This window comes from Spirosoma arcticum, from assembly GCF_054779955.1.
Genome location: NZ_BAAGXG010000001.1, coordinates 548779 through 573131, shown reverse-complemented (window position 1 = coordinate 573131; position 24353 = coordinate 548779). Strand labels below are relative to the sequence as shown.

22 protein-coding genes and 1 tRNA gene are annotated in these 24353 nt (G+C 55.3%); 9 read left to right on the top strand and 14 right to left on the bottom strand.

Annotation, left to right across the window (positions count from 1 at the left end):
- Positions 1 to 85: 85 nt before the first annotated feature.
- Positions 86 to 652, top strand: a complete 567-nt coding sequence (locus tag ACYVHB_RS02635; protein WP_461049349.1) for a 50S ribosomal protein L25/general stress protein Ctc — start codon at positions 86 to 88, stop codon at positions 650 to 652.
- Between the two features lie 150 nt (positions 653 to 802).
- On the opposite strand, the gene ACYVHB_RS02630 is transcribed toward ACYVHB_RS02635, so the two are convergent.
- Positions 803 to 874: transfer RNA gene (locus ACYVHB_RS02630), tRNA-Glu, on the bottom strand.
- Between the two features lie 217 nt (positions 875 to 1091).
- Between ACYVHB_RS02630 and ACYVHB_RS02625 the strand changes: the two genes are divergently transcribed.
- The 3 genes from ACYVHB_RS02625 to ACYVHB_RS02615 all read left to right on the top strand — a co-directional run bounded on the left by ACYVHB_RS02625 (position 1092) and on the right by ACYVHB_RS02615 (position 6412).
- Positions 1092 to 3662 carry a M14 family metallopeptidase gene (locus tag ACYVHB_RS02625; protein ID WP_461049347.1) on the top strand — a complete coding sequence of 857 codons (2571 nt, stop codon included), beginning with the start codon at positions 1092 to 1094 and terminating at the stop codon, positions 3660 to 3662.
- Between the two features lie 198 nt (positions 3663 to 3860).
- Positions 3861 to 6113 (top strand): carbohydrate binding family 9 domain-containing protein, encoded by a 2253-nt coding sequence (locus ACYVHB_RS02620; RefSeq protein ID WP_461049346.1) that lies wholly within the window; start codon positions 3861 to 3863, stop codon positions 6111 to 6113.
- A 101-nt stretch (positions 6114 to 6214) separates the two neighbouring features.
- Positions 6215 to 6412 carry a hypothetical protein gene (locus ACYVHB_RS02615; protein WP_461049344.1) on the top strand — a complete coding sequence of 66 codons (198 nt, stop codon included), beginning with the start codon at positions 6215 to 6217 and terminating at the stop codon, positions 6410 to 6412.
- A 72-nt stretch (positions 6413 to 6484) separates the two neighbouring features.
- Here ACYVHB_RS02615 and dapA read toward each other — a convergent pair whose 3' ends face one another.
- The 9 genes from dapA to ACYVHB_RS02570 all read right to left on the bottom strand — a co-directional run bounded on the left by dapA (position 6485) and on the right by ACYVHB_RS02570 (position 16432).
- Positions 6485 to 7381: a 4-hydroxy-tetrahydrodipicolinate synthase gene (dapA, locus tag ACYVHB_RS02610; RefSeq protein WP_461049342.1), complete on the bottom strand. Its 897-nt coding sequence runs from the start codon at positions 7379 to 7381 to the stop codon at positions 6485 to 6487.
- Positions 7382 to 7439: 58 nt separating this feature from the next.
- The gene (locus ACYVHB_RS02605; RefSeq protein WP_461049341.1) at positions 7440 to 7991 is read right to left on the bottom strand and encodes a hypothetical protein; all 552 of its coding nucleotides are present in this window, start codon (positions 7989 to 7991) and stop codon (positions 7440 to 7442) included.
- A gap of 89 nt (positions 7992 to 8080) precedes the next feature.
- Complete coding sequence (locus tag ACYVHB_RS02600; protein ID WP_461049339.1) at positions 8081 to 8938, bottom strand: ThuA domain-containing protein; 858 nt, start codon at positions 8936 to 8938, stop codon at positions 8081 to 8083.
- Positions 8939 to 8943: 5 nt separating this feature from the next.
- Positions 8944 to 10047: a Gfo/Idh/MocA family protein gene (locus ACYVHB_RS02595; RefSeq protein ID WP_461049337.1), complete on the bottom strand. Its 1104-nt coding sequence runs from the start codon at positions 10045 to 10047 to the stop codon at positions 8944 to 8946.
- Positions 10044 to 11417, bottom strand: coding sequence for a putative oxidoreductase C-terminal domain-containing protein (locus tag ACYVHB_RS02590; RefSeq protein WP_461049335.1), 1374 nt, complete (start codon positions 11415 to 11417; stop codon positions 10044 to 10046). Before ACYVHB_RS02590 ends, ACYVHB_RS02595 begins: the two co-directional genes overlap by 4 nt.
- A gap of 31 nt (positions 11418 to 11448) precedes the next feature.
- Complete coding sequence (locus ACYVHB_RS02585) at positions 11449 to 12849, bottom strand: Gfo/Idh/MocA family protein (RefSeq protein ID WP_461049334.1); 1401 nt, start codon at positions 12847 to 12849, stop codon at positions 11449 to 11451.
- A gap of 38 nt (positions 12850 to 12887) precedes the next feature.
- Complete coding sequence (locus ACYVHB_RS02580; protein WP_461049332.1) at positions 12888 to 14228, bottom strand: MFS transporter; 1341 nt, start codon at positions 14226 to 14228, stop codon at positions 12888 to 12890.
- A 28-nt stretch (positions 14229 to 14256) separates the two neighbouring features.
- On the bottom strand, positions 14257 to 15453 hold the full coding sequence (uxuA, locus tag ACYVHB_RS02575) for a mannonate dehydratase (RefSeq protein ID WP_461049330.1): 1197 nt from the start codon (positions 15451 to 15453) through the stop codon (positions 14257 to 14259).
- A 100-nt stretch (positions 15454 to 15553) separates the two neighbouring features.
- Entirely contained in the window at positions 15554 to 16432 is an 879-nt protein-coding gene (locus ACYVHB_RS02570) for an SDR family oxidoreductase (protein ID WP_461049328.1), read from the bottom strand.
- A gap of 185 nt (positions 16433 to 16617) precedes the next feature.
- On the opposite strand from ACYVHB_RS02570, the gene ACYVHB_RS02565 reads away from it, so the two are divergent.
- Entirely contained in the window at positions 16618 to 18084 is a 1467-nt protein-coding gene (locus ACYVHB_RS02565) for a hypothetical protein (RefSeq protein ID WP_461049326.1), read from the top strand.
- 80 nt (positions 18085 to 18164) lie between these two features.
- On the opposite strand, the gene ACYVHB_RS02560 is transcribed toward ACYVHB_RS02565, so the two are convergent.
- A complete protein-coding gene (locus ACYVHB_RS02560; RefSeq protein WP_461049324.1) occupies positions 18165 to 18830 on the bottom strand; it encodes an SGNH/GDSL hydrolase family protein in 666 nt (221 codons plus the stop codon).
- A 193-nt stretch (positions 18831 to 19023) separates the two neighbouring features.
- Here ACYVHB_RS02560 and ACYVHB_RS02555 point away from each other — a divergent pair, with 193 nt between their 5' ends.
- Together ACYVHB_RS02555 and ACYVHB_RS02550 are read left to right on the top strand one after the other, a co-directional pair.
- Positions 19024 to 20178, top strand: a complete 1155-nt coding sequence (locus ACYVHB_RS02555; protein WP_461049322.1) for a zinc-dependent alcohol dehydrogenase — start codon at positions 19024 to 19026, stop codon at positions 20176 to 20178.
- 12 nt (positions 20179 to 20190) lie between these two features.
- On the top strand, positions 20191 to 20697 hold the full coding sequence (locus ACYVHB_RS02550) for a hypothetical protein (protein ID WP_461049320.1): 507 nt from the start codon (positions 20191 to 20193) through the stop codon (positions 20695 to 20697).
- 95 nt (positions 20698 to 20792) lie between these two features.
- On the opposite strand, the gene ACYVHB_RS02545 is transcribed toward ACYVHB_RS02550, so the two are convergent.
- The 3 genes from ACYVHB_RS02545 to ACYVHB_RS02535 all read right to left on the bottom strand — a co-directional run bounded on the left by ACYVHB_RS02545 (position 20793) and on the right by ACYVHB_RS02535 (position 22613).
- The gene (locus ACYVHB_RS02545; RefSeq protein WP_461049319.1) at positions 20793 to 21215 is read right to left on the bottom strand and encodes a hypothetical protein; all 423 of its coding nucleotides are present in this window, start codon (positions 21213 to 21215) and stop codon (positions 20793 to 20795) included.
- Positions 21216 to 21231: 16 nt separating this feature from the next.
- Positions 21232 to 22056, bottom strand: coding sequence for a 1,4-dihydroxy-2-naphthoyl-CoA synthase (gene menB / locus ACYVHB_RS02540; RefSeq protein ID WP_461049317.1), 825 nt, complete (start codon positions 22054 to 22056; stop codon positions 21232 to 21234).
- 92 nt (positions 22057 to 22148) lie between these two features.
- Positions 22149 to 22613 carry a DUF2452 domain-containing protein gene (locus ACYVHB_RS02535; RefSeq protein ID WP_461049315.1) on the bottom strand — a complete coding sequence of 155 codons (465 nt, stop codon included), beginning with the start codon at positions 22611 to 22613 and terminating at the stop codon, positions 22149 to 22151.
- Between the two features lie 143 nt (positions 22614 to 22756).
- Between ACYVHB_RS02535 and ACYVHB_RS02530 the strand changes: the two genes are divergently transcribed.
- Together ACYVHB_RS02530 and ACYVHB_RS02525 are read left to right on the top strand one after the other, a co-directional pair.
- Complete coding sequence (locus ACYVHB_RS02530) at positions 22757 to 23239, top strand: Rieske 2Fe-2S domain-containing protein (protein ID WP_461049313.1); 483 nt, start codon at positions 22757 to 22759, stop codon at positions 23237 to 23239.
- Positions 23240 to 23256: 17 nt separating this feature from the next.
- Positions 23257 to 24339, top strand: a complete 1083-nt coding sequence (locus ACYVHB_RS02525) for an AMP-binding protein (RefSeq protein ID WP_461049311.1) — start codon at positions 23257 to 23259, stop codon at positions 24337 to 24339.
- The last annotated feature ends 14 nt before the right edge of the window (positions 24340 to 24353 follow it).

Sequence of the window (24353 nt, the reverse complement as noted above, 5' to 3'; positions counted from 1 at the left end):
GATGAATGAGCGGATTAGCGAATAGTAGTTCGCGGCTGTCATTCACTAATTCACTCATTCGCTCATTCACCAGTTAAATTTTGTCATGAAAAAAATCGAGATTGTAGGGTATCAACGAGCGAATCTCGGCCGCACGGAATCACAAGCGATTCGGGCCGAGGGCAATGTTCCGTGCGTATTGTATGGCGGTCAGGAGCAGGTGCATTTTTACGCACCGGCGATTTTGTTCCGTGATTTGTTGTACTCGCCCAACATTTACGAAGTAGCCCTGAACATTGAGGGTGATCTGTACCGGGCGATTCTTCAGGAAGCCCAGTTTCACCCCGTGAGCGATGTGCTGTTGCACGCCGACTTTCTGTTGGTTGCCGACGGAAAAGCCATCAAAATTGCCGTTCCCGTTCGTACGGTTGGTACGGCTCCGGGCGTTCAAAAGGGCGGTACGTTAGTGACCCGTGTGCGCAAACTGCGTGTGAAAGGTGTGATCGAGAACATCCCTGATTTCATTGATGTGGATGTATCGGGGCTGGACTTAGGCAAGTCGGTTCGGGTGGGTCAGATTCCGGTATCGGGTATCGAAATGCTCGAAGAAGCCACGAATCCAGTTGCCAGCATCGAGATTCCGCGTGCTTTGCGGGGTACGGTCGCTAAGTAAGCATAGCCGCAAGGCCGGGTTTAGTATAGATAATAGATACAAAGAAGTCCTCCCAACGTTGGGAGGACTTCTTTGTTTTTTGCCACAGTTATAACAGGTTTAACGCAAAAAGCCCACCTCTCCGGGCGGGCTTTTTGCATTCTTGTTAGGTGATCGATACGGGAATCGAACCCGTGTTACCGCCGTGAAAGGGCGGTGTCCTAACCGCTAGACGAATCGACCGTCTTTGTGAAAAGACCCAGCAAATTGGCGGTTAAGCCACTCCGTTGGCGAATCGTGGTGCAAAGGTAAGGCGATGATTCAATAATGCAATAAGTACCGCTAAAATTTTCCAAAGAACCGGTTCCTGTGCGTTTTACTCCTATTTTTGAGTTCCATAGGGCGATGCCTTATGGTATCGATAAAGCCCCTTCAGGGTGGCTACTTTATACCCCAATTTATGAAACACGTTTTGTTGCTGGCGGGTCTGGCCCTTGCGTCGCTGTCGGCGCTGGCTCAGACAACCGCCCCCTCATCGACCACCGTATCGTCCCCGGCTCAGTTCCTGGGTTATAAAATCGGCGACCGCTTCACACCCCATCATCGCGTGCTGGCCTACGCCGAACAAGTTGCCCGGCAGATGCCTAATCGGGTGAAACTTCTCCCCTATGGCACTACCTACGAAGGCCGTCAACTGATGGCGGTTGCGATTGCGTCCGACGCGAACATGAACCGGCTGGACGAGATTCGCACCAATAATCTCCGGCGTATTGGCATGCTGGAGGGCAACCCCGCCACTACCCCCCAGCCCGCTATCGCCTGGCTTAGCTACAATGTCCACGGTAACGAAGCCGTTAGTTCCGAAGCGTTCATGGAGGTGCTTTACCGGCTGGTAAGCGGAACCGATGCCGTCACGCAGAAAGTCCTGAATACCTCTGTCGTCATTCTCGATCCCGGTCTTAACCCCGATGGGCACGACCGCTACGTGAACTGGTACAACCAGATGATGGGCCGTGCGGGCGATCCGACGCCCGCTGCCCGCGAACACAACGAACCCTGGCCGGGTGGTCGCTACACGCACTACCTCTTCGATCCGAACCGTGACTGGGCTTGGCAAACGCAGGAAGTTACGCAGCAGCGCATGGCCCTCTACCAACAATGGATGCCCCATCTGCACGGCGACTTTCACGAGATGGGCGTCGAAAGCCCCTATTATTTTGCGCCTTCGGCCAAGCCGTACCATGAAGACATCACTAAATTTCAGCGCGATTTCCAGCAAACCATTGGGCAGTATTGCAGCCGGTATTTCGACAAAAACGGCTGGCTCTACTACACCCGCGAGCGCTTCGACCTGTTTTATCCCAGCTATGGTGATACGTACCCGACTTACAACGGAGCCATCGGCATGACCTACGAACAGGGCGGCAGCGGCCGGGCGGGGTTAGCCATCGAAAAGGCCGACGGCGACACACTCACCCTCCGTCAGCGCATCGACCACCATGTAGCGGCCAGTATCGCTACGCTCGAATCCGTTGCCGACCGTGCGCCCGACGTAGTAAAAGAGTTTGGTCGATTTTTTGACGACGCCCGTAACAAGCCCATCGGCATCTATAAAAGCTACGTTGTCAAAGCCAACGGCGATGTGGGGCGGATGAAGGCGCTGCAACAGTTGCTCGACCGCAATAAAATCAGCTATGGTTACGCGGGTAAGGCGCAAACGCTGCCCGGCTTCAACTATACAAATCAACAATCGGAGAAAAAAGTATCGGTGGCCGCTGAAGACGTAATTATTAGCGCGTATCAACCCAAGTCGACGCTGTTAAAAATTTTATTCGAGCCAACGTCGGCCCTGGAAGATTCGGCTACGTACGACATCACGGCTTGGTCGTTGCCCTACGCTTTCGGCTTGCAAACCTATGGCCTAACCACACGCCTTACCCCGGCGGCTACCCAGCCCGCCCCAGCTCCACCGGCTTCCACAACCCAGACGGCGGCTTCCAACGCGTATGCGTATTTAGTGAAGTGGCAGTCGATGCCAGCCGTGCAAACACTGGCGTCGCTGTTGAAACAAAAAATTAAGGTGCGGGTGGCCGAGAAACCGTTTGAGCTAAACGGCAACACGTATCCATCGGGTACGCTGATTGTGACGCGGGCGGGCAACGAACGGGTTGGCGACCAGTTCGGCGCGCTGGTCACTCAGGCCGCCACGCAGTCGGGAGCCGAGTTTGTGGCGGTACAGACGGGCTTTGTGACTAAGGGATCTGACTTCGGGTCTGATTTCGTAACGGGCTTGAAAGCGCCCCGTGTGGGTGTTGTCGTTGGCGAGGGGGCATCGGCCCCGGCGGTGGGTGAGGTCTGGCACTACTTCGATCAGGAACTGAACTACCCCGTCTCGCTCATCGACGGCAATACGCTGGGCAACGTTGAATGGAATAGGTTGGACGTGCTGGTGCTGCCGACGAACTACAGCTACGGCCGGTTTCTGAACGACCGCACACTAACGGCCCTCAAAGAATGGATCAGGGCGGGGGGGAAACTCATTGCCATGGAGCGGGCGGCTTCGTTTCTGGCGGGTAAAGATGGATTTGACCTGAAAGAGAAAGAAGCCGACAAGGGCAAAGGTGACGCTGTTAAGAAAGGCAATCCGGCCGACTCGCTCAAACTCTACGGCGACCGCGAGCGGACGGCTATTTCGGACGAGACACCGGGCAGCATTTACCGCGTCAACATCGACACGGGCCACCCGCTGGGCTTTGGTTTAACGGGCGGTTATTACGCGCTGGTTCAAAACGCTTATAACTTCGATTTCCTGAAAGACGGCTGGAACGTCGGGTATCTGAAAGCGGATAATTACGTAGCAGGCTTTTCGGGCAAGAACGCGAAGAACAAATTAAAAAACACCCTGCTGATGGGTGTTCAAAACGTCGGTCGGGGCAGTGTCGTGTATCTGGCCGATGATCCATTGTTCCGGGGATTCTGGTACAACGGCAAACTGCTGTTCGGCAACGCGGTATTCATGGTGGGAAACTAACCCCATATCATCCCATCAACACAGGGCGATGCTCCACCAGACTCATAGGGCGTTGCCCCATGGATTCGTCATGATGAGGCAACGCGTCATGTTTCGTTCGGATAATATAGCAGCAAACCAATCGGCATTTTTCGACAACGGGGTATAAATTTCAAACTATGACTTTTGTCCATAGTGACTTCTACTCATTTTCACCAAGTGCGCCTTTTACTGCTTTTACTCAATTATCTTCTGCTCTGCCTCCCCCTGCTGGGGCAGAAAAAAAACGAAGCCTACCAGCTTAATATCAGCCGCATTGCGTCGCCCGTGGTAGTGGATGGGTTAGTGGATGAAGCTGCGTGGCAAGCCGCTGACGTGGCCGGTGACTTCTGGATGGTGCTGCCGATGGATACCAGCAGGGCAGCCGTTCGCACGGACGTACGAATGACTTACGATGACAAAAACGTGTATTTGAGCGCCGTTTGCCATCACGGGTCTGTGCCGGGTCCATACATCGTTGAGTCGCTCCGGCGTGACTGGAATTTCGGGCGCAACGACAATTTTATTTTCTTTATGGACACCTTCGACGACCAGACCAACGGCTTCACGTTCGGCACCAATGCGGCCGGGGCGCAGTGGGACGGGCTTCTGTACGAAGGCAGCAAGGCGAATCTAAGTTGGGACAACAAGTGGACGTCGGTGGTGCGCAATTATCCCGACCGGTACGTAATTGAACTCGCCATTCCGTTCAAAAGCATTCGTTACAAACAGGGCGTTACGCGGTGGGGCGTCAACTTTGGTCGGCAGGATTTGAAAACGACCGAAAAATCATCTTGGACACCCATACCCCGTCAGTTTCCAACGGCTTCGCTGGCCTACACGGGCGTGCTGGTCTGGGATCAGCCCCCACCCCAACCCGGCCCTAATATCTCGCTGATTCCGTACGCGCTGACGGGTCTGTCGCGGGATTATGCGCGTAGCATTCCTAACAAAAACCGATTCGATGCGGGCCTGGATGCTAAAATTGCCATCACCTCATCGCTCAACTTAGACCTGACCGTCAACTCCGATTTTTCGCAGGTCGACGTCGATCAGCAGGTGACCAACCTCGACCGCTTCGAGCTGTTCTTCCCCGAACGGCGGCAGTTTTTTCTAGAAAACGGTGATCAGTTTACCAACTTCGGCTACACGAATATCCGCCCGTTTTTCAGCCGCCGGATTGGGCTGGGTGGCGTACCGATTCGGTTTGGTGCTCGGCTGAGCGGCAAGCTGAACAAAGACTGGCGCATCGGGCTGATGGATATGCAGACTGGCCGTGTGGATGATCTGGCACTGCCTGCGCAGAACTTTGCGGTTGTTGCCCTACAGCGACGGGTGTTTGCCCGCTCCAACGTCGGCATTCTGTTCGTTAATAAGCAGTCGCTGAACTATGAGCCGGGCGCCACTCCGGCCGTGCCCGAAAAGCCCATCTACTCGCAATACAACCGCAACCTCGGATTTGAGTATAACCTGGCTTCGGCGAATAACTTGTGGACGGGTAAGGCGCTCTATCTCAAATCGTTCAGTTCGATGAGCCAGGCGAACGTATCCACCGCACCGGCGGGCCGGTCAGACGACGCCGTTTATGCCGCTAATTTGCAGTACACCAGCCGCCGGTGGTTACTGGGCGGGCAGCTCGAATCGGTTGGTAAAAACTACACCGCCGAAGCGGGCTATGTGCCGCGCCGGGGCTACCGGCGGGCGCTGGCTACGGCGGGTTACACATTCCTGCCGACGGGCGGTGGAATCCAGAGCCACGGCCCGCTGGTGCAGTCTACCTACTTTTTCGACCCGGCCGGGCGGCAGAGCGACAGCGAGAGCATTCTGAGTTACCTGCTCACCTTCCGCAGCCGGGCCACGTTGCTGGGCTGGGTTGCCACCGACTACGTTCGGCTATTGCAACCCTTCGACCCAACTAACACGGGCCGTCAGACACTATTGGCTGGCACCGAACACCGCTGGCGGGCCTGGGGAACGCAGTTCACCTCGAAACCGCAGAGTCTGTTTACCTACGGATTCTCGTCGCGTTACGGCGGCTATTATGCCAATGGCACCCGCCTAAATCTGACCGCCGATGCGGGCTACCGGTTTCAGCCCTACGTCAGTTTAGCCGTCAGCACGAGTTACAACGACATCCGGTTACCGCAGCCGTGGGGCCGCACGAGGTTTTGGCTCGTTGGCCCGCGCTTCGACGTGACCATGACCAACACGCTCTACCTGACCACGTTTGTGCAGTATAACGAGCAGCAAAAAAACATGAACCTGAACGCCCGGATTCAGTGGCGTTACAAGCCCGCGTCCGACTTATTTCTGGTATACACCGACAACTACCTGCCTTCCTTTAGTTCCCAGATTGGCCAAGATGTTGCAGGCCTGTTGGCGGTCAAAAATCGGGCGCTGGTGCTTAAATGGACGTACTGGTGGAATATCTAAGTGTGGCATCCGTAGAACAAATTGAGACAGAGCGGGTTAATTGGGCAACTACCGAAAATCGGCTGGTTGTTCGCTCCCACAAACCAACTTAATCAACGTTTATGAAAACTTTGCTCCGCTTCTTCCCAATGGCCGTTGTGGCCCTGTTTCTGACGCTGTTCATGACCAGTTGCGAGGCCATTGGCGACATCTTCGCAGCCGGTGCTTACACGGGTATTATCGGTGTCGTTCTGGTGGTTGCCGTTCTGATCTGGTTGGCGTCTAAGTTCCTGGGTGGTGGCCGGAACCGGGGGATATAATCAGCACACAGACAACAAAAAAAGCGGCACCTTTTTGGAAAGTACCGCTTTTTTATCGTCCACATACCTATCTCACGCCACTAATTCCAGCAACCCGTCGCGCTGTAACACGGCCCGCTGACGTTCGCTCAGGTCGTCAGACGCCCGCATCAGCGGCAGGCGCACTTCGGCGGACATCAAGCCCATAATTTCCAATATATTCTTGACACCCACCGGATTACCCTCTTCATAAAGCAGCGAGTCGATGCGCAAAAAATGACCAAGTTCGCGCTGGGCGTGGGTGAAATCACCGTGCAGCGCGGCTTCGATCATCCCGCAGAATTTAGCCGGGAATGCGTTGGCAATCACCGACATGACCCCCACCCCGCCAATGCTGATAATGGGGACGCCCTGCACGTCGTCGCCCGAAATGAGCAGGAAATCGTCGGGCTTGTCGCGGGCAATTTCCATGCACTGCTCGATGACGCAGGAGGCTTCTTTCACGCCGATGATGTTGGGGTGCTGCGCCAGTTCGACAATCGTCTCGGCACTCATATTAATGCCGGTCCTGAACGGAATATTGTATAGAATGACCGGCACGGGACTGGCATCGGCCACGCGGGTAAAATGCTCGATAACACCCCGTTTGCCGGGCTTGTTATAATACGGACAAACCGACAGAATTGCTGAAACACCGGAGAAGTCAATGTCATTCATGCCTGCCACCACATCAGCCGTGGCGTTACCCCCTACCCCATACACGATGGGCAGGTTTTTCGGATTATTTTCCTTCAGGTAGTGTAGCAGTTGCACTTTCTCCCCCTTTGTCACCGTCGGCGATTCGCCCGTAGTGCCTTGTAGAACAATATAGCGAACGCCCCCGTCGGAGACGTGCCGAATGATACGGCCGAAACCGTCGAAATCAATGGAATGATCGGCCTTGAAGGGGGTCACAATGGCAACGCCAACGCCGTGAAATTGAGTACGCATAGTATTCCGTAACGGGGTAGTCGGTCAAAGTTACGGGAATTTGTACGGGAAAACGCGTTCAAGCCGCAGCGGACGTTTGTGAAAAGTCGCGGGGAACGAAGAAAGCTGGGGTCTTCAATTCAAATACTTCATCATGAATAGAGGCAACAAATAGTCCCGCCTTTTGTGCCTCTTCTCGCTGCTCTTTAGAGCCGCTTACGCAGGCGATAATGCCGTATAATTTCTTAGTAGCGTGTTCTGGATGCAAACGTCTAAACCGCTCGATGGTTTTAAGCGTCTGCTCAATGTCTCTTCGTTTCAGATGGCTTTTTACTTCCACAATAACGGCGGCATTGACGTCTCCATTAGCCAGTCCAAGAACATCAATCTCCAGGGTGTCGGAACCAGCTTCGGTCGTAAAATTCGTGGTGACGGTTTTCATACCGAACTGTTTCCGCAACACTTTGTCCATCGACGGAAAGGCCATTCCTTCGGGGAACGAACCAAATTTGTTGCCAATCTCGCCCACTATTTTGGCCACCCGGCTTAACTCCTGCTCGTTGTTACGCTGCTTCTCGGCAATCTCCTTTAAGATTGCCCGAACTTCATCAAAGCTGTTACTCGCTTCCATATTAGGTGGGTTTATACACCCGTAAAGCTAACGAATTTAGAGACAGTACAGTTTTGCCTGTCCGACTCGGCCATATAGACCTAAAATTCTTAACGAAGCGACTCCTCCGCCGTTCGCGCGTAGGCCCTGGCCGGATCAATCGTTTTGACCTGGCTCACGACGAACCGAATACCCTGAAAAAGGTGGTTGACAAATATGGGATCGTCGTAGTCGGTTTTGTCGTGGCCGAGCAGGGTGCACCACGTGTGGCCACCATCGAAATCGTAGTACCAGGCCGCTGGGTAAAGATCAGTGTACGCGCCAGCCGAGGTTCTGACTTTTTCAGCTTCGTTGGGGTTGAGCGATGCCAGTTCACTGGCCAGCACGGCGGTGGGGCCGGGCGACAATTCTTTCAGGAAATAGCACTCGTCGGATTTGGCCCAGACAGTTGGTACATCTTTCATGGATGGGTGTTGCGCAGCCAGGACCCGCAACTGATACGGCTGAAATTTAGCGTGCCAGAGAAACGTGCCGCCCATCAGCCGCTTGAACCAGGTCCAGTTGCGCTCGGTGCCCACCACCGAATGGACGCCCACAAACCCACCGCCCGACTCGATATAACGCCGGAACGCCAGCCGCTGCCCATCAGAGTCGAACACGTCGTTGTTGGTGCTGGCAAAAATCAGGGCGGAATACTGCCGGAGGTTAGCTTCAGTGAAAACGTCCGCACGGGCCGATGTGTCCACGCTGAATCCGTGCTCTTGTCCCAGCCGCTGAAGGCACCGCACGGCCGATGGTATATTATCATGAACGTAGCCCTTGCCGTTCTTGGTGTAAACCAGCACCTTCACCCGTTTCCAGTTAACGTTTGAAGCGCTTTGGTTTGATTGAGATTGGCCCCAGCCCGTTTCTGGCTGGAGCAGCCAAACAAACACAATAGTTAGTCCTGCCTTGATAAGTTGGTTCATTCGGACTACGTCAGTTTGATACGCTGGGCTTGTTTCTGCGCTTTCAGAGCCAGTTCGGTGGCCAAAAAACAGTGCGCCTGTGTCATGGCCGTTTCGGTGCGGTTCAGAATATCGTCAATGAGTTGACCGCCGTACGGGAGGAGTTGCTTGGTACAATCGACGTAACGCGTTTCTTTCTTGTCGACCAGAAACAGGTGGTTGCCTCCCTCGCGCCCGGCGATGTCGACGTTCTTGCGAATCTCGATGTATCCCTCGGTGCCGAGGATCGTCAGGCGTCCGTCGCCCCAAGTGTTCAGGCCGTCGGGCGTGAACCAGTCCACTCGGATGTAGCCCGTGCCTTTATCGCCCCGCACCGTCAGGTCGCCGAAGTCCTCAAAGTTCGGATGTTGCGGGTAATGCACGTTGCCCGTCTGGGAAGCCACCACATCAGCTTTTGTGGAACCCGTGAAAAATAGAAACTGGTCACACTGGTGTGAGCCAATATCCGTAATGATGCCGCCGTAGCGTTTGCGGTCGAAAAACCAGTCCGGGCGCGAACTCAGGCTAATCCGGTGCGGCCCCAGCCCAATGGTCTGAACAACCTGCCCAATGGCCCCGGCTTTCACCAGTTCACCTGCTTTGACGGTCGCCCGGTTCTCGAACCGTTCGCTGTACATGATGGAGTAGATGCGCCCGGTTTCCTTTTGCACCCGACGCACCTCGGCCAACTGATCGAGGGTGGTGATGCCGGGTTTATCGCCCATGAAATCCTTCCCCGCCTTCATCACGCGGATACCGAGTGGCGCACGTTCGTCGGGAATGGCTGCGCTGACAACGAGTTGAATGCTTTTATCGCCCAGAATCTCGTCTTCCGAGCGGGCGAGTTTAGCCTCCGGGTAACGCTTGGTGAAGGCCGCAGCCAGATCCGGTTCTTTCGCGAAGAACGATACCAGCTCACCGCCCCCGCGCACCACCGCTTCGACTTGTCCGTAAATGTGACCGTGGTTGAGCCCAATAGCCGCAAACCGTATCCGGGCGGGCGCTTTGGATTGGGCGTATACGCTCGACGGCAACGCTGATAGCGCGGCTAAGCCGGTGGTTTGCTTAAGAAATATGCGTCGGTTGTTCATAAATTTTTCTTTGCCAGGGCCAATGACTGCGTCGTGGTGTAATATTTTGTCAGCATGTTAGGTACTTCCCAAGCGGGCATCTTCCCCGCTTTCAGGTAGTTGAGGTAGTTCTGCATCACGCGACCGAAATGGGCTTCGTGGCCCTCATTGTAGCGTTCGGGAACGACAACGATCCAACCCGTACCGTTTTGCCGGACCTCGACGCCCGGAAACTCGCGCTGAATGGCGGGCAGCACCGTTTTCAGCGACGCGGCCAGTGTGGTATTACCCGCCACCGGCTCCAAATGAAGCGTGGGCTTGTACTGCTGTTCGGCACCCTGCCGGATGACCAGGTTGGCCTTCGTGCCGCGCATAGTCGACTGATGCGTATCGCCCCCACCGGATGGGGCTGCGTAGGCCCAGATGACCGACACTTTCGCATGAATACCCCGCAGTTGGTAGTTGATTTCGCCGTTGCTGAACACCCGCAGAATGCTGTCCTGCACCACGTCTTTCTTTAGATAATCAGGAAAGGTCGGCAACTTCGTGATGGCTCGAAACTGGCTCAGGCGCATGTCGGTTGGCCAGCGCCGGGCGGAAATCAGCCGGACGTCCTTCCGATAATCGAGCGCTTGTTCGGGGAAACAGGCCCACTGCACAAGGTCGACCAAATGGGTTGTTACGTCCACGATGCCTTCGCCCTGCTGAGCTACGTCCATGAACCAGGCCGGGCGGGTGAGAACACTGCCCGACACATTTTTGTAGAAGTGATGAACGCTTTCCTTCGTTACGGCGGGGTTGTCGGGCGTACCGCGTTCAAGGGTTCCGAACAGAGCGGGCTGCCGCGAGAACGCCCGTTGCAGCATCGTCGTGATCTCGAACCGTTCCGTCATGATGTCGTACAGCAGGACCTTGTTTTTAGCTGCCGTTGCAAACGATTCCTCCAGTTTGCCAAACTCCGGACCGCTGATGACCATCGGCTTATCAGCCAGCACATTGAACCCCGCCCCGACTGCCTGCCGGATGTAGTCCGTTTTCAGGCGATTATTACCCGACATAACGACCACGTTCCCAAGCTTCTGAGTTAACATTTTAGTCAGAAAATCAGGGCCACGATAAACTTCTTCCTGCCACTTCGTTGGGTTGTCGGATCGAGTGTTGTAGGCCTGAATGCGGTCGAGGTGCATCTGTAAATCAGAACCATCAGGCGCGTAGACGTGAACGACCGGATCGACACCTTCGTACATCGTCTTCTGAACCAGAGCCGCGTGGAAATGGCCGGGGTCGAGGGTAATCAGCCGGATTGGGCCGTCAGCTGTTGAGTTGGGTAGTCGCAAGGAAAGCAGCAAAGCTACCACGAGCAGACCAGCCATTGGCAAGTAAAATTTCATGCGTATTCTGCGTGATGGTGTATTCTGTTACTCAACGTCCTTTGCGTGCTTCCATCGCCACAATCGCGTATTCTTTCCGCTGCGGACGCGACAGGAGTTTGGTGGCTTCGGGGTCGTTGATGAACTGCTCCTTATCGGGATTCCAGTACAGTTTTCGATTCAGCTTCATAGCCGCGTGGTGGAGCAGACAAGCTGAGCACGAACGGTGGCCAACCTCGGCGGGCGCAATGGGTTCTTTGCGGCTCACGACGCTCTCTAACCAGTTGCCGTGGTGCTCTTTGCTGACGGTCAGGTGCGTTTCGTTCGGCCCAATTTCGGAAGTCAGGAGCTTCGGATCGCTGGCATCGAGTGCTTTGGCTGCATTTTGTTTGGCGACCGGATCGCTGGCCGTGACGGCGGCATCGCCCCGCGAAACAAAGATCCAGCCGTTGGTTCCCTCGAACCGGATGCCGTTGGGTATTTCGTTGCTGACCACCATACGGACGCCGTTTTTATACAGCGCTTCCGTACGGAAAATACCGTGCACGTCCCACAAACCGCTTTTCGGAAAATCGGCTTTACCCGAAATTTCCACCGGCCCCGTGTGTTCGGTATTCATCGCCCAGTGGGCGCAGTCGATGTGGTGCGATCCCCAGCCGGTAATCATGCCCGCCCCAAACTGCTCGCAGCGCAGCCAGCCCGGCCGGTCGTAGTCTGCCTGCGGATGCACCCGTTTTTCGGTGTAATACATTTCCGGCGTGGTACCGAGCCACATATCGTAGTTCAGGTTCTTGGGGACCGGCATTTCCTTTTCCTCATCGCCCGATGGGTCGCCGGGCAGGCCGACATAAATTGTTTTCAGATCACCAATCCGGCCGTTGCGCACCAGTTCGGCCGCGTAGCGAAACTGCCGCGACGACCGTTGCTGACTGCCCACCTGCACAATGCGGCCGGAGCGTTTCACGGCGTCGGCCATCATCCGGCCTTCGGCAATGGTGAGCGATGCCGGTTTCTGCATGTACACGTCCTTGCCCGCTTCCACGGCGTGAATCACAATCGGCGCATGCCAGTGATCGGGGGTGCTCACCAGCACGGCGTCAATGTCCTTATTGGCCAGCAACTCGCGGTAATCGGTGTACACCTGCACCCCGTCGTACGCCTTGCCCGTTTTCTTAGTGTAGAAATCGTTGACTAATTTTTTGGTGTCGTTGGCACGGTTACTGTCCACGTCACACACGGCTGTAATAAGCGCGTTATCATACTGCCACACGCCGGGAATATCATGCGTTCGCGAGATTCGGCCCGTGCCAATGGCCCCGATGTTGATCCGGTTACTGGGCGCGTTTTTGCCGAATACTGATGCCGGAACGATGGTTGGGAATCCCACCACAACCGCCGTTGCTTTAGCGGAGAGGTCCAGAAAAGTTCTGCGGGAGAATGCCTGGTTTGTCATGATTGTACTGATTAATAATTACCAAACGAGAATCTATTTTAACCCGGCAAGCCGGATCGTTGAATTTTGCGTGCTGGTCCAAATACAAATAGGTACAGCATGGCCCACGCGAGCAGGTAAGCGAAACTGGCAATGTTAAACACAACATTATAGCCCTGAGCCAACTGCCCGATACCTTTGTAATGGTCCAGAATGCGCCCCACAATCAGCGGAAAAATACTGCCGCCAATGGTTCCAGCCATCGTACCAAAGCCCACCACCAAGCTCAAGCTTCGCTTTGGAAACACGTCCGACGCTACCGTAAACACGTTGGCCGACCACGCCTGATGCGCAGCCACCGCCAGACTCAGCACGACGATGACGGGCCAGATTTCACTGAACTGGCTAATGCTGAGCACGGGCACTACACATAAGGCAAACAGCAGCATGGCATACTGTCTGGCTTTGGTGGGTGGCCAGCCCTTACTAATCAGCCGCGACGACAGCCAGCCCCCGCCCAGACTGCCAATGGTTGCAGCTAAGTAGATGATAATGAGTGGCGCACCTAATTTCTTGAGATCGAGGTGATACACATCTGAGAGGTAAGCCGGAAGCCAAAACAGAAAAAACCACCAGATCGGGTCGGTGAACAGCTTCCCAAACATGAATCCCCAGATAGCCCTTTTGCGGAACACCGACCGCCAGCCTTCGGGAGTCGCCGAAGCCAGGTCGTCGGCCGTTTGAGGATCGCTGACAATGTGGGCCAGTTCTGCCGGGTTGACCCGCCGGTGCCGCGCTGGTACGTCGTAATAAAGCCACCAGACAACGATCCAGGCGAAACCAATCAGGCCCGTAATCACGAACGTCATCTGCCAGCCAACGGCCAGCGCTAAGCCCGGCACCACCGCCGGGGCCACCACCGCACCAATATTTGTCCCGGAGTTGAAAAAACCCGTAGCAAAGGCCCGCTCTTTCTTGGGAAACCACTCGGCCACGGTTTTGATCGACGCTGGGAAATTACCCGATTCGCCGATGCCCAACAACGCCCGTGCTACCATGAAACCCGTGGTGCCGCCCGCCAGCGCGTGGGCCATTGCGGCCACGCTCCAAACCGCAATGGACACCATGTAGCCGGTTTTGGTACCGATTCGGTCGATGACGTACCCCGCCAGCAGCGCACTCATGCCGTAGGCTAAGGTAAACGCCGTTACAATGCCCGCGTAATCAGATTCTGTCCAGCTAAACTCGGCGGTCAGCATGGGTTTGAGTAAACTGATTACCTGTCGGTCGAGGTAGTTGATGGTTGTGGCCAAGAACAGCAGCCCGGCAATTACCCAGCGGTAGTTGGTTCGGGTCTGGTTCAGGTCCAGCGCGGGCGAAATTGGAGCGGTATTTAGCATCGATTTTTAAGGAATACGGTGATTACGTTTACAAGTTAAATCCATTCCAGCCTTCGGCCCGGCAGATGCCCAGTTCCAGCCCCCGAAGTTCGGCTAAGCCGCGCAACCGGCCAATGCACGAATAACCCGGATTGGTCCGCTTCTGCAAATCATCGAGCATCTGATGGCCGTGGTCGGGCCGGAACGGAATCGGCTCCGCCACCCGCTGCTGAACGGCCAGTATCTCGCGCATCACGGCGTACATGTCCACGTCGCCGTCCAAATGATCCGATTCGAAAAAGTTGCCGTGCTCATCTTTCCGGACGTTGCGCAGGTGAACAAAGTGAATTCGTTCGCCGAGTAGCCGGACCATTGCGGGCAGGTCGTTGGCGGAGTTCGCCCCCAGCGACCCGGTGCAGAAACACACCCCATTGCTCAGGTTCGGCACGCTGGTCAGCAACTGGTTGTAATCCTCGGCGCGGGACATGATGCGGGGCAGACCGAAAATTGGAAACGGTGGATCGTCGGGATGAATAGCCAGCCGGATACCTACCTCATCGGCTACTGGGGCAACTTCGGCCAGAAAATCAATCAGATTCGCGCGCAGGGCGTCGGCATTGATATCGGCGTAGGTATCGAGTTTGGCCCGCATTCCATCGAGTGTTTGTTTTGCCTCGCCCGGTATGCCAAACATCACAATGTCAGCCAACTGCTCACATTCGGCTGGGCTGTATTTTTCAAAACGTCGTTCGGCTTCCGCCAGCACCTCAGCCGGGTAATCGTCGGCAGCGTTGGGGCGTTTCAACAGATGAATATCAAACACCGCCAGATCGAACCAGTTGAAGTACAACGCTTTCGAGCCGTCGGGCATGGTATAGTTCAAATTCGTGCGCGTCCAGTCGTTGACCGGCATGAAGTTATACGTCACCACCCGCAGTCCGCAGGCAGCTAAATTCCGCAGACTCTGTTTATAATCCTCAATGTTTTGCCGAAATGGCCCCGTCCGGGTTTTGATGGACTCTGAAACGGTAAGGCTTTCGACCACGGCCCAGTGCATCGGGGCACCAGCCGAACCGACCGACTCAATTTCGGCCTGCCGGGTCCGAATGGCGTCCACGGGCCACACTGCCCCGTGCGGGATCTGGTGCAGCGCCGTCACAATACCGGTCGCACCCGTTTGCCGAACATCAGATAATGTCACCGGATCGTCCGGCCCGAACCACCGCCAGGTTTGTAGTAGGTTCATTTTTTGAATGATGAATGATAAACAATGAATGATAAATGGCTTTCGGTGCCCGTGCATCATGTCATCGTTCATCATTCATCGTTTATCATTCATCATTAACTTATACGCCCGAGAAAACATGAAATCCACCATCCACGCACACGACCTCGCCGTTGACGAAGCGCGACGCCCCCGACAGCAGCCAGATTAGGGTGCCGTTTAATTCGCTGGGCTGACCAAACCGCCGGTAGGGTGTGTTGCGGATGACGGCTTCGCCCCGCGTCGTGTGCGAGCCGTCGGGGTTGGTAAGCAGATGCCGGTTCTGCTGGGTGATGAAAAAGCCGGGAGCCAGCGCGTTGATGCGCACCGCGTCGCCGTACCGGTTGGCCAGCTCAACCGCCATCCAGCGCGTGAAATTATCCACGGCCGCCTTCGCCATCGAGTAGCCCAGCACGCGGGTAATGGCCGACTGCGACGCCATCGACGAGATGTTGACGATGCTCCCACCTTGCCGGGCAATGGATGGTCCAAAGGCAAACGTCGGCATCAGTGTACCGTACAAATTCAGGTCGAATGCGGTTTTGATAGCCGCAATGTTCACTGAAAACAGATCCTGATTGGGCTGAATCACGGCTTCGGCGACATTGCCGCCAGCCGCGTTGACCAAATTGTCGATCTGCCCGTATTTGGATAAGACTTCGTCACACGCCTGCTTTATGTCGTCAGCATTAAGTACGTCGGTCGCGATAAAGTGGGCTTCGTAGCCGCTTCGGCGCAGGTCGGCGGCTCGCCTTTCTCCAACGTCCGTGTTCCGGCCGAGGAGTATGACTGTGCCACCCGCCTGCCCGATGGCATCGCAAAAAGCCTCCCCCAACACACCCGTCGCGCCCGTTACGACAGTAACCGTACCCGTTAGATCGAACGGATTGACTTTTGGCGCTGGCGCTTCGGTCACTACCAGGTCGGCTGGTTTATGCGAGTTTTGATTACTTATAGTCATGGTGTTTAATTCATCCTTCCCGTATGCGCAGGCAACTGTTCAGAAGGGCAAATCAGAAAGCCATATCCGTTGGCAGTTTACTGAGTTTGTAATGTTAAGTGCATCAGCCAACCATGAACCAAGCCTTATCAAAAGTAGGTATCAGATCAAAACGCCTTCGTTTATACGAATTTTACACCTGTTTTATGAGAACCATTCTCTTGTCCGTAACGCTGTGTCTGCTAAATATTACTCTCGTTGCCCAGCCGCTCCGGCTTCTCCCCCAAAACCCGCACTATTTCCAGTACCAGAATAAACCCACGGTGCTGGTCGGCTCCGGTGAGCACTACGGCGCGGTACTGAATCTGGATTTCGACTACCAAACGTACCTGGTGGCCCTGCACACCGATAATCTAAATACAACTCGTCTCTTCACAGGAGCCTATGTCGAAAAGTTAGGCGATTTTGGCATCCAGAAAAACACGCTGGCCCCTAAAACTGGGCGGGTTGTACTACCGTGGGCACGAAGCACTCAGGACGGCTACACGCTCGGCGGCAACCGCTTCGATCTGAGGAAATGGGACGACGCGTATTTTACCCGGCTGCGCGATTTCGTGGTCGAAGCTCAGCGGCAGGGCGTCATTGTGGAGATTACACTGTTCTCGTCGCACTACGGCACGGGTTGGCCCTACAGCGCCTTCAACCCGGTCAACAACGTTAACCAGACCGACGACGTCAAGCCACTACTAGTCAATACGTTGCAAAACGGTAACCTGCTGGGCTACCAAGAGCAGTACACCCGCAAGATCGTGCGCGAACTGAATGGGTTTGCCAACCTTTACTTCGAGATTCAAAACGAGCCGTGGGCCGACCAGAAAGACACGATTTTGATCCGCAACGAATACCACACATCGGAAAACGGCAAGCCCGACTTCCGGGCAACGCTCGAAGTAACGAGTCAGGCCGCTAACGACTGGCAGCGACGGGTGTCGTCGTGGATTGTGGACGAAGAGAAACGGCTCCCGCAAAAGCACCTGATCTCGCAGAACATCGGCAACTTCCGCTACCCCGTTGTCAATCCCGATCCGAACGTGTCTATTGTCAATTTTCACTACGCCCTGCCCGAAGCCGTGACCGATAACTACGCGCTGAACCGGGTGGTGGGCTTCAACGAAACAGGCTTTGCGGGACAGTCCGACGTGACATACCGGCGGCAGGCGTGGCGGTTTCTGATGGCGGGTGGTGGCCTGTTCAACCAACTCGACTACTCGTTTGCGGTGGGGGCAGAAGCGGGGCAGGATACGACCTACCGGGGTGGCACCACGCCCGGTGGCGGCAGCCCGGCCCTGCGCAAACAGTTCGGCATCCTGAAGCAATACGTCGAGCGGCTGGATTTAGCGCGACTAACTCCCGATCCAGCCGTGGTGCGGGCTTCGCCGGGGGCTATGACATACGCTCTGCGTAACGGCCCGGTCGGCTGGGTCATCTACGCCGAGCCACTCGCACTCAAGCCATTTACGCTGCAACTCAACCTACCGAAAAGCAACTACCGCGCCGAGTGGACCGACGTCATGACCGGTGTCGTGCTAAAAACCGAATCTGTTGCGCCGGGTGGCGTGCTAACGGCTCCGGTCGGCAAGCGGGACGTGGTGGTGCGGGTAACGGGGAACTAAGGCTTCGTGTTTGAGTATGTATGTGTGTGCGTGTTTACAGTGTGTAGGCACTGACATACCCAAACACTAAAAACTTTCCCCTACTTCGCTCCGGTCAGCACCTTTTGCATCTGCTCGGCCACGAACTGGTTGCCCAAGTCGTTGAGGTGAACCCGGTCGGTGGTGAGGATACCCCGGTCTTTATTGTCTGAGTTATTTCTCAGGTCATGCTCCAAGAACGCCTTCCGCAAATCGACTAACGGCAGGTTCTGGCGCGTGGCCAGATCACGAATAAACTGGCTGTATTGGTTCAGGTCGCCGTCCTGCTGATTGGTCATGTCGGTTTTTTCGCCGATGGCTGCTGGCGTACACAGCACCACGCGGACGTTGGCCGCCTGTAATTTTTTGACCACCGCTTCATAGAACTTCACAAACTTATCGGGGTCGGTACCGGTGCCCGATGTGGCTTTGTGCCAGACATCATTGACGCCCACCCAAATCACGACAACGTCGGGCTTCTGGGCCAGCACGTCGTCGTCCATTCTGAGGAACAGGTCATAAATTTTATTGCCTCCAATGCCCGCGCCAATCAGTTCATACTGCTCAGCGGGGAGCATTGCTTTGAGCCGGTCGATGTAGCCGCCGGGTTTAATGCCCGCCTGGGTGATGGAATCGCCGAAGAAAACGACGCGCGTGGGTTTGGCCGCGCTCATAGCGAGCAAAGCGGCTACTGATAGAAAGAGAAGAAAGCGAGAGAATGTAGTCATGGCTGTAAAAGGAGGAGAGTATTGGCTGTTACTTGTCTGTTTCTACATCTGCGCATAGAGCAAAAGGCCGGGTATAGCCCTAACCACTTCTACTGGCAACCGGAGATACACATCCTAACTTGTTTGAACATCTGACTACCGCTGACGTTGTGTGGTGACTCAACTAAAACTTTGTTCATCAAGTAATACGCCTATGTTAGCCATGAGTTACCGGGGACCCCGACGGGTTCGTATTGAGCACAAACCTGACCCACGGATTGAGCATCCCGAAGATGCCATCGTCCGGGTTACCCGCTCCTGTATCTGCGGGTCTGATTTGCATTTGTACAATGGCAACGTGCCCGACACCCGCGTAGGCATGACGTTTGGGCACGAGTTTACGGGTATAGTAGAAGAAATAGGGCCCGAAGTGCAAAAGCTGAAGGTGGGCGACCACGTGCTGGTGCCTTTCAACGTAGCCTGCGGGAAGTGCGTTTTCTGCAAACAGGGACTTTTCGGAAATTGCCACGAATCGAACACGCAGGCTACGGCCGTCGGCGGTATTTTTGGCTACTCCCACACGGCGGGTGGTTATGACGGCGGACAGGCCGAACGGGTTCGGGTACCCTACGCCGACGTTGGCCCCACGGTTATTCCGCCGGGTATGGACCCGGACGATGCCGTTTTGCTGACCGACGTGGTGCCAACGGGCTACTCGGCTGCCGAGATGGGCGGCATTCAACCCGGCGACACGGTCGTGGTTTTTGGGGCGGGTCCCGTGGGTATCATGGCCGCCAGGTGTTCGTGGCTGTTTGGCGCAGGCCGCGTTATCGTCATCGACAACGTGGATTATCGCCTGGAGTTCGTCCGAAACTACGCGAACTGCGAAGCGTATAACTACAAAGAAATGGACGATGTCGTCCTGTTTCTGAAAAAAGCAACTGACTGGCTGGGGGCCGACGTTTGCATTGATGCCGTTGGAGCCGAGGCAACCGGTAGCGGGCTGCAAACCATCACTGGCCGGAAACTTCTCCTACAGGCGGGTTCGGCCACGGCGCTCCACTGGGCGATCAACTCCGTCCGGAAAGGCGGCATTGTATCGGTTGTGGGGGTCTACGGACCTACCGACAACTTGGTGCCCATTGGTAACGTAGTGAACAAAGGCCTGACCATCCGGGCCAATCAAACCCCGGTGAAGCGGTTGTTGCCGCGCCTGATCGAGCATGTGCAAAACGGTGTTCTCAACCCAAAAGGGCTAATTACACACCGCGTTCCGTTAGACGACGTTTCGGATGCATATTACATGTTCTCCAACAAGCTCGACAACTGCATCAAGACTGTGCTCACCATGCCATCTGCCACCATTTAACCTCGTATTCTCATGGAAAATATAGCAGAAAAGTACGCGCACATAAAAGGCTGGGGTATCGATGCTAATCCGAAGAACGACCCAACCTATCCCATGAAACACCACGTCAGCGACGAACACAATGGCTACACTTGGGAACGGCCTGAGCAGCAACCGGTAACCATCGAGGTGTTGCAATCTACCGAACGCCCGAACGTAAGTGCGGTCTTCGGTACGTCGGTTCCCCCGTCGGGGCTGAGTGGCCAAATCCGGCGCTTTGCCTTTAAATACAGCGAAAACGAATATGGCCACTGGCTTCCATTGCTGATTGCCGACCGTGTCAACGTTGTCGAAGGTATCATTGACGACTTGAGACAGGGGCACGTACCGAATATCTTTGCCGAAAAAGGCTTCGCTGCGGAGTGGAAACACGACCGGGCCGGTTTCGTGCAGCGGGCGCTTGTTACTGCTCTGGTGTCGACAGCAATTTTCAGTCTGTTCTACGGAAGGAGTAAAGCGAAGAGATCGCGCTTAAGATAAACCAAACGTCAGGCAGAAACGGGATAGGGCGGACTAATTAGTCCGCCCTATCCCGTTTCTGCCTGATTTAAACTGTCAGCCCAATCAACATACCCTCAATAGCCACTCTTTTTCGGAGTAGTTCTGACTGACAGCGAATCGTCATATACAGCAATGTCCAGTTGACTGTCAAGCGGATACCCGTTGGTATAATAACCGAACGTTTCGGTCAGTATATCGGGCGAAGCCGCGATCTTGTAGCGTAACCGGTATGAACCATCCGTTTTGTCGACGTTAGCAAATTCAAAATTGAAGGCCAGTGTCTGCTGCTGTTTCAACCCAGGCTTTTGTACGCTTCCCTGCCCCCGATTTGTTGAGAAGGACAGGTATCCAATCTGTTTGCCGCTGCGGTTCACAATCTGAACAGCAACGTTGTTGGCGGGGCTTACCTCCCGGCACCCAACAAACAGTATGACAAGTGTTAGCAACAGCAGTAAGTTAATTTTGCGCATGTGAAAATCGTTAGCGTAGCGACGCATGAATGTCAGTTTAAAGCTACGGAAACTTGGGGAACTTGCTGAAGTCGGGTTTGCGCTTTTCCAGAAACGCATCCTTGCCTTCTTTAGCCTCTTCCGACAGATAATAAAGCAGCGTGGCATCGCCCGCCAATTGCTGAATACCGGCTTGCCCGTCTAACTCGGCGTTTAACGACGCTTTGAGCATTCGGAGGGCAATCGGGCTTTTTTCGAGAATCTTGCGGCACCACTCAATCGTCGTTTCTTCCAGTTTGTCGAGCGGCACGACTTTGTTCACCAAACCCATGTCCAGCGCTTCCTGCGCATCGTACTGATCGCAGAGAAACCAGATTTCACGGGCTTTTTTCTGGCCCACCACCCGCGCCAAATAACTGGCACCAAACCCACCGTCGAACGAGCCGACTTTGGGGCCGGTCTGGCCAAAGCGGGCGTTGTCGGCGGCAATGCTCAGGTCACAGACCACGTGCAACACGTGGCCTCCGCCAATGGCATACCCGGCCACCATCGCGATCACGGGCTTGGGAATGCGCCGAATCTGCATCTGCAGGTCCAGTACGTTCAGGCGTGGCACCTGATCTTCACCCACGTAGCCGCCGTGCCCCCGCACCGACTGGTCACCCCCTGAGCAAAAAGCTTCACCCCCCTCGCCGGTTAGAATGATGACGCCGATGCGCACATCCTGCCGGGCAATCTCCATCGCTTCCGACATTTCCTTGACCGTCTGGGGCGTAAACGCATTGCGCTTGTGGGGGCGATTGATGCTGATTTTGGCGATTCCATCGTAGTAGCTGAACAGAATCTCTTCGTATTCTTTAATCGGTTGCCAGGGGTAGTTGCTCGTCATGAATAAAGAGTGAAAGAGTAAAAAGAGTGAAAGAGCGGAAGCTGATGCACCGGCCAACGTCAGTTACGGCACTCTTTCGCTCTTTCATTCTTTCACTCATTGAATGAAACATCGTGATACTGCACGTCCCAAGTGTGGTCGGCCATCATGCGGACGGTGGCCAGGCAGCGCTCGAAGGGAAATTTGCGGCCCCACTCGGTTGGGCCAATCATCGACAGAACGTCAGTGCTGTTATGACCCTTGCGCTGGTAGAAATAATAGGTGTGGCCCACAACCGGCTCGAAATTCATCTGGGCCGAATAGATACGCTCTGACACTTCGACCCGGTTACGGATGGCGGTGGCCTGCTCGGCCAATAACTGCATTTGCTTATACAACTGCGTCAGTTGCATGTCGGTCTGCTCCCGCATGGCCGACACCGCCCGACCGGTTATTTTTCCCTTGTCTTCGGGCCGGATCACCGCCCCGCCAGCCGTGTGGGCGTAGGCCAGCAGACCCGGTGACTCAGCAACTTTTTCCGGCGAAATCGGATTGATAATGACCTTCGCTTCTTCCATACGTATATGACTGACTGCCCGTGATGAGCCGTCTAAATTAACCCCCCGATGAACGTCTTTGTTTGGTGGGTTGAGGACAACAAAAAAAGGTACATTTACGGTAGAAAACCGGCTTTCAACCGCAAAAGTACGTTAAAACCACTATGGAAACCACCTTCTCGACAACAGACCAGCCGCTGATGAACCGGCACGAATTTTTCCGCTTCGTTGGAATCAGTGTCGGGGCGGTTCTGCTACTGAGCTGCACGTCGGCCTGCGACGGAGCCACCAACCCGGACCTCACCGCAGCGGCTAACCAGCCCCAACCAGCCCGCAAAATCGACTTCACCCTCAACCTCAGCGATAAGGCCAACGAAAGTCTGAAAACGAAAGGCGGCTACGTCATTGTCAACGATGTTATTGTGGCTCAGACCAAAGACGGGGTGTACATTGCAGTGTCGGCCAAATGCACTCACGAGGGTACTCTGTTGGTATACAAGCCAGTCGAAAATCAGTTTTATTGCCCTCTCGACCTGTCACGCTATGATGCGAAGGGCAAAGTGGCTACTGGCCCTGCCACCCAGGCTCTGCAGCAATACCTGATCGTTGCCGAGCCCACGGCCGGTGTGCTTCGAATCAGCAACTGACTCTTGTCATTTACCTGATGGCTACTCAACGGCCTGCCCTATTTCTCGACCCTGCCACACCCCAGCACTGGCCGGTATTCCAAACGCCGTACGAAGCAGAAGCACTCGACTTCTGCCGGGCCTGGATGAGTGGCCAGCCGGAGTTTGTGCTACAAACGTCGGGGTCTACCGGTGTTCCCAAAGCCATTACCCTTACGCGGGCGCAGATGCGGGCCAGTGCGCACCTAACCGGTCAAACGCTGGGCTTAAAACCCGGTGATGCCGCGCTGGTGTGCCTCAACATTCGCTACGTAGCCGGGGTAATGATGCTCGTGCGGGGACTGGAGTTGGGGTTACCCATGACAGTCATCGAACCGTCCGGCAACCCACTGTCAGGCTTTGACGCCGAGCAAACGAGGTTCGCTTTTGCGGCTTTCGTCCCGCTCCAACTTCAGACCATTCTGGAGCAGACACCCGACAAATTGCCCATTCTGAACGCAATGAAGGCTATTCTGGTCGGAGGAGCGGCAACCAGCCCCGCGCTGGAACAGGCACTACAGGTGATCGAATCCCCCGTTTTTGCGACGTATGGCATGACCGAAACCGTGTCGCACGTCGCCCTTCGGCGGCTGAATGGCGCCGACCGTCAGGAGTGGTTCACCGCCCTCGACGGCGTCGACCTCGGCACCGACGAGCGGGGCTGCCTGCATATCACCTCGGCCGCAACCAACTTCGTCCGGGTGCAAACCAACGACGTGGTCGAACTGAATGATCCCGCCCATTTTCGATTGCTGGGCCGGGCCGACCGGATCATCAACAGCGGGGGCGTGAAAGTGCAACCCGAACAAATTGAGCAACTTATTGAACACCTACTGGCCATGTCGGGTATAGCAGCCCGGTTGTTCGTGGCGGGTCTGCCGAGCGAGCGGCTGGGACAGCGGGTGGTGCTTTTTTGCGAAGCATGGACACCCACCGATGAGCAATGGCAACAGATACAAGAGGCAGTCCGGACGCAAATCGGCCCGTATGCCGTACCCAAAGAAGCCATTACGGTAGCGCAGTTTAATGAAACACCCACCGGAAAAATTGATCGGGCACGGACAATCGACCGATACCGCTAATTTTACGTCCCGTT

Excerpts from the sequence above, each read along its gene's own strand:
- ACYVHB_RS02635 (WP_461049349.1), top strand. The coding sequence starts at position 86 with ATGAAAAAAATCGAGATTGTAGGGTATCAACGAGCGAATCTCGGCCGC.
- ACYVHB_RS02625 (WP_461049347.1), top strand. The coding sequence starts at position 1,092 with ATGAAACACGTTTTGTTGCTGGCGGGTCTGGCCCTTGCGTCGCTGTCG.
- ACYVHB_RS02615 (WP_461049344.1), top strand. The coding sequence starts at position 6,215 with ATGAAAACTTTGCTCCGCTTCTTCCCAATGGCCGTTGTGGCCCTGTTT.
- dapA (WP_461049342.1), bottom strand. The coding sequence starts at position 7,381 with ATGCGTACTCAATTTCACGGCGTTGGCGTTGCCATTGTGACCCCCTTC.
- ACYVHB_RS02605 (WP_461049341.1), bottom strand. The coding sequence starts at position 7,991 with ATGGAAGCGAGTAACAGCTTTGATGAAGTTCGGGCAATCTTAAAGGAG.
- ACYVHB_RS02600 (WP_461049339.1), bottom strand. The coding sequence starts at position 8,938 with ATGAACCAACTTATCAAGGCAGGACTAACTATTGTGTTTGTTTGGCTG.
- ACYVHB_RS02595 (WP_461049337.1), bottom strand. The coding sequence starts at position 10,047 with ATGAACAACCGACGCATATTTCTTAAGCAAACCACCGGCTTAGCCGCG.
- ACYVHB_RS02590 (WP_461049335.1), bottom strand. The coding sequence starts at position 11,417 with ATGAAATTTTACTTGCCAATGGCTGGTCTGCTCGTGGTAGCTTTGCTG.
- ACYVHB_RS02585 (WP_461049334.1), bottom strand. The coding sequence starts at position 12,849 with ATGACAAACCAGGCATTCTCCCGCAGAACTTTTCTGGACCTCTCCGCT.
- ACYVHB_RS02580 (WP_461049332.1), bottom strand. The coding sequence starts at position 14,228 with ATGCTAAATACCGCTCCAATTTCGCCCGCGCTGGACCTGAACCAGACC.
- uxuA (WP_461049330.1), bottom strand. The coding sequence starts at position 15,453 with ATGAACCTACTACAAACCTGGCGGTGGTTCGGGCCGGACGATCCGGTG.
- ACYVHB_RS02570 (WP_461049328.1), bottom strand. The coding sequence starts at position 16,432 with ATGACTATAAGTAATCAAAACTCGCATAAACCAGCCGACCTGGTAGTG.
- ACYVHB_RS02565 (WP_461049326.1), top strand. The coding sequence starts at position 16,618 with ATGAGAACCATTCTCTTGTCCGTAACGCTGTGTCTGCTAAATATTACT.
- ACYVHB_RS02560 (WP_461049324.1), bottom strand. The coding sequence starts at position 18,830 with ATGACTACATTCTCTCGCTTTCTTCTCTTTCTATCAGTAGCCGCTTTG.
- ACYVHB_RS02555 (WP_461049322.1), top strand. The coding sequence starts at position 19,024 with ATGTTAGCCATGAGTTACCGGGGACCCCGACGGGTTCGTATTGAGCAC.
- ACYVHB_RS02550 (WP_461049320.1), top strand. The coding sequence starts at position 20,191 with ATGGAAAATATAGCAGAAAAGTACGCGCACATAAAAGGCTGGGGTATC.
- ACYVHB_RS02545 (WP_461049319.1), bottom strand. The coding sequence starts at position 21,215 with ATGCGTCGCTACGCTAACGATTTTCACATGCGCAAAATTAACTTACTG.
- menB (WP_461049317.1), bottom strand. The coding sequence starts at position 22,056 with ATGACGAGCAACTACCCCTGGCAACCGATTAAAGAATACGAAGAGATT.
- ACYVHB_RS02535 (WP_461049315.1), bottom strand. The coding sequence starts at position 22,613 with ATGGAAGAAGCGAAGGTCATTATCAATCCGATTTCGCCGGAAAAAGTT.
- ACYVHB_RS02530 (WP_461049313.1), top strand. The coding sequence starts at position 22,757 with ATGGAAACCACCTTCTCGACAACAGACCAGCCGCTGATGAACCGGCAC.
- ACYVHB_RS02525 (WP_461049311.1), top strand. The coding sequence starts at position 23,257 with ATGGCTACTCAACGGCCTGCCCTATTTCTCGACCCTGCCACACCCCAG.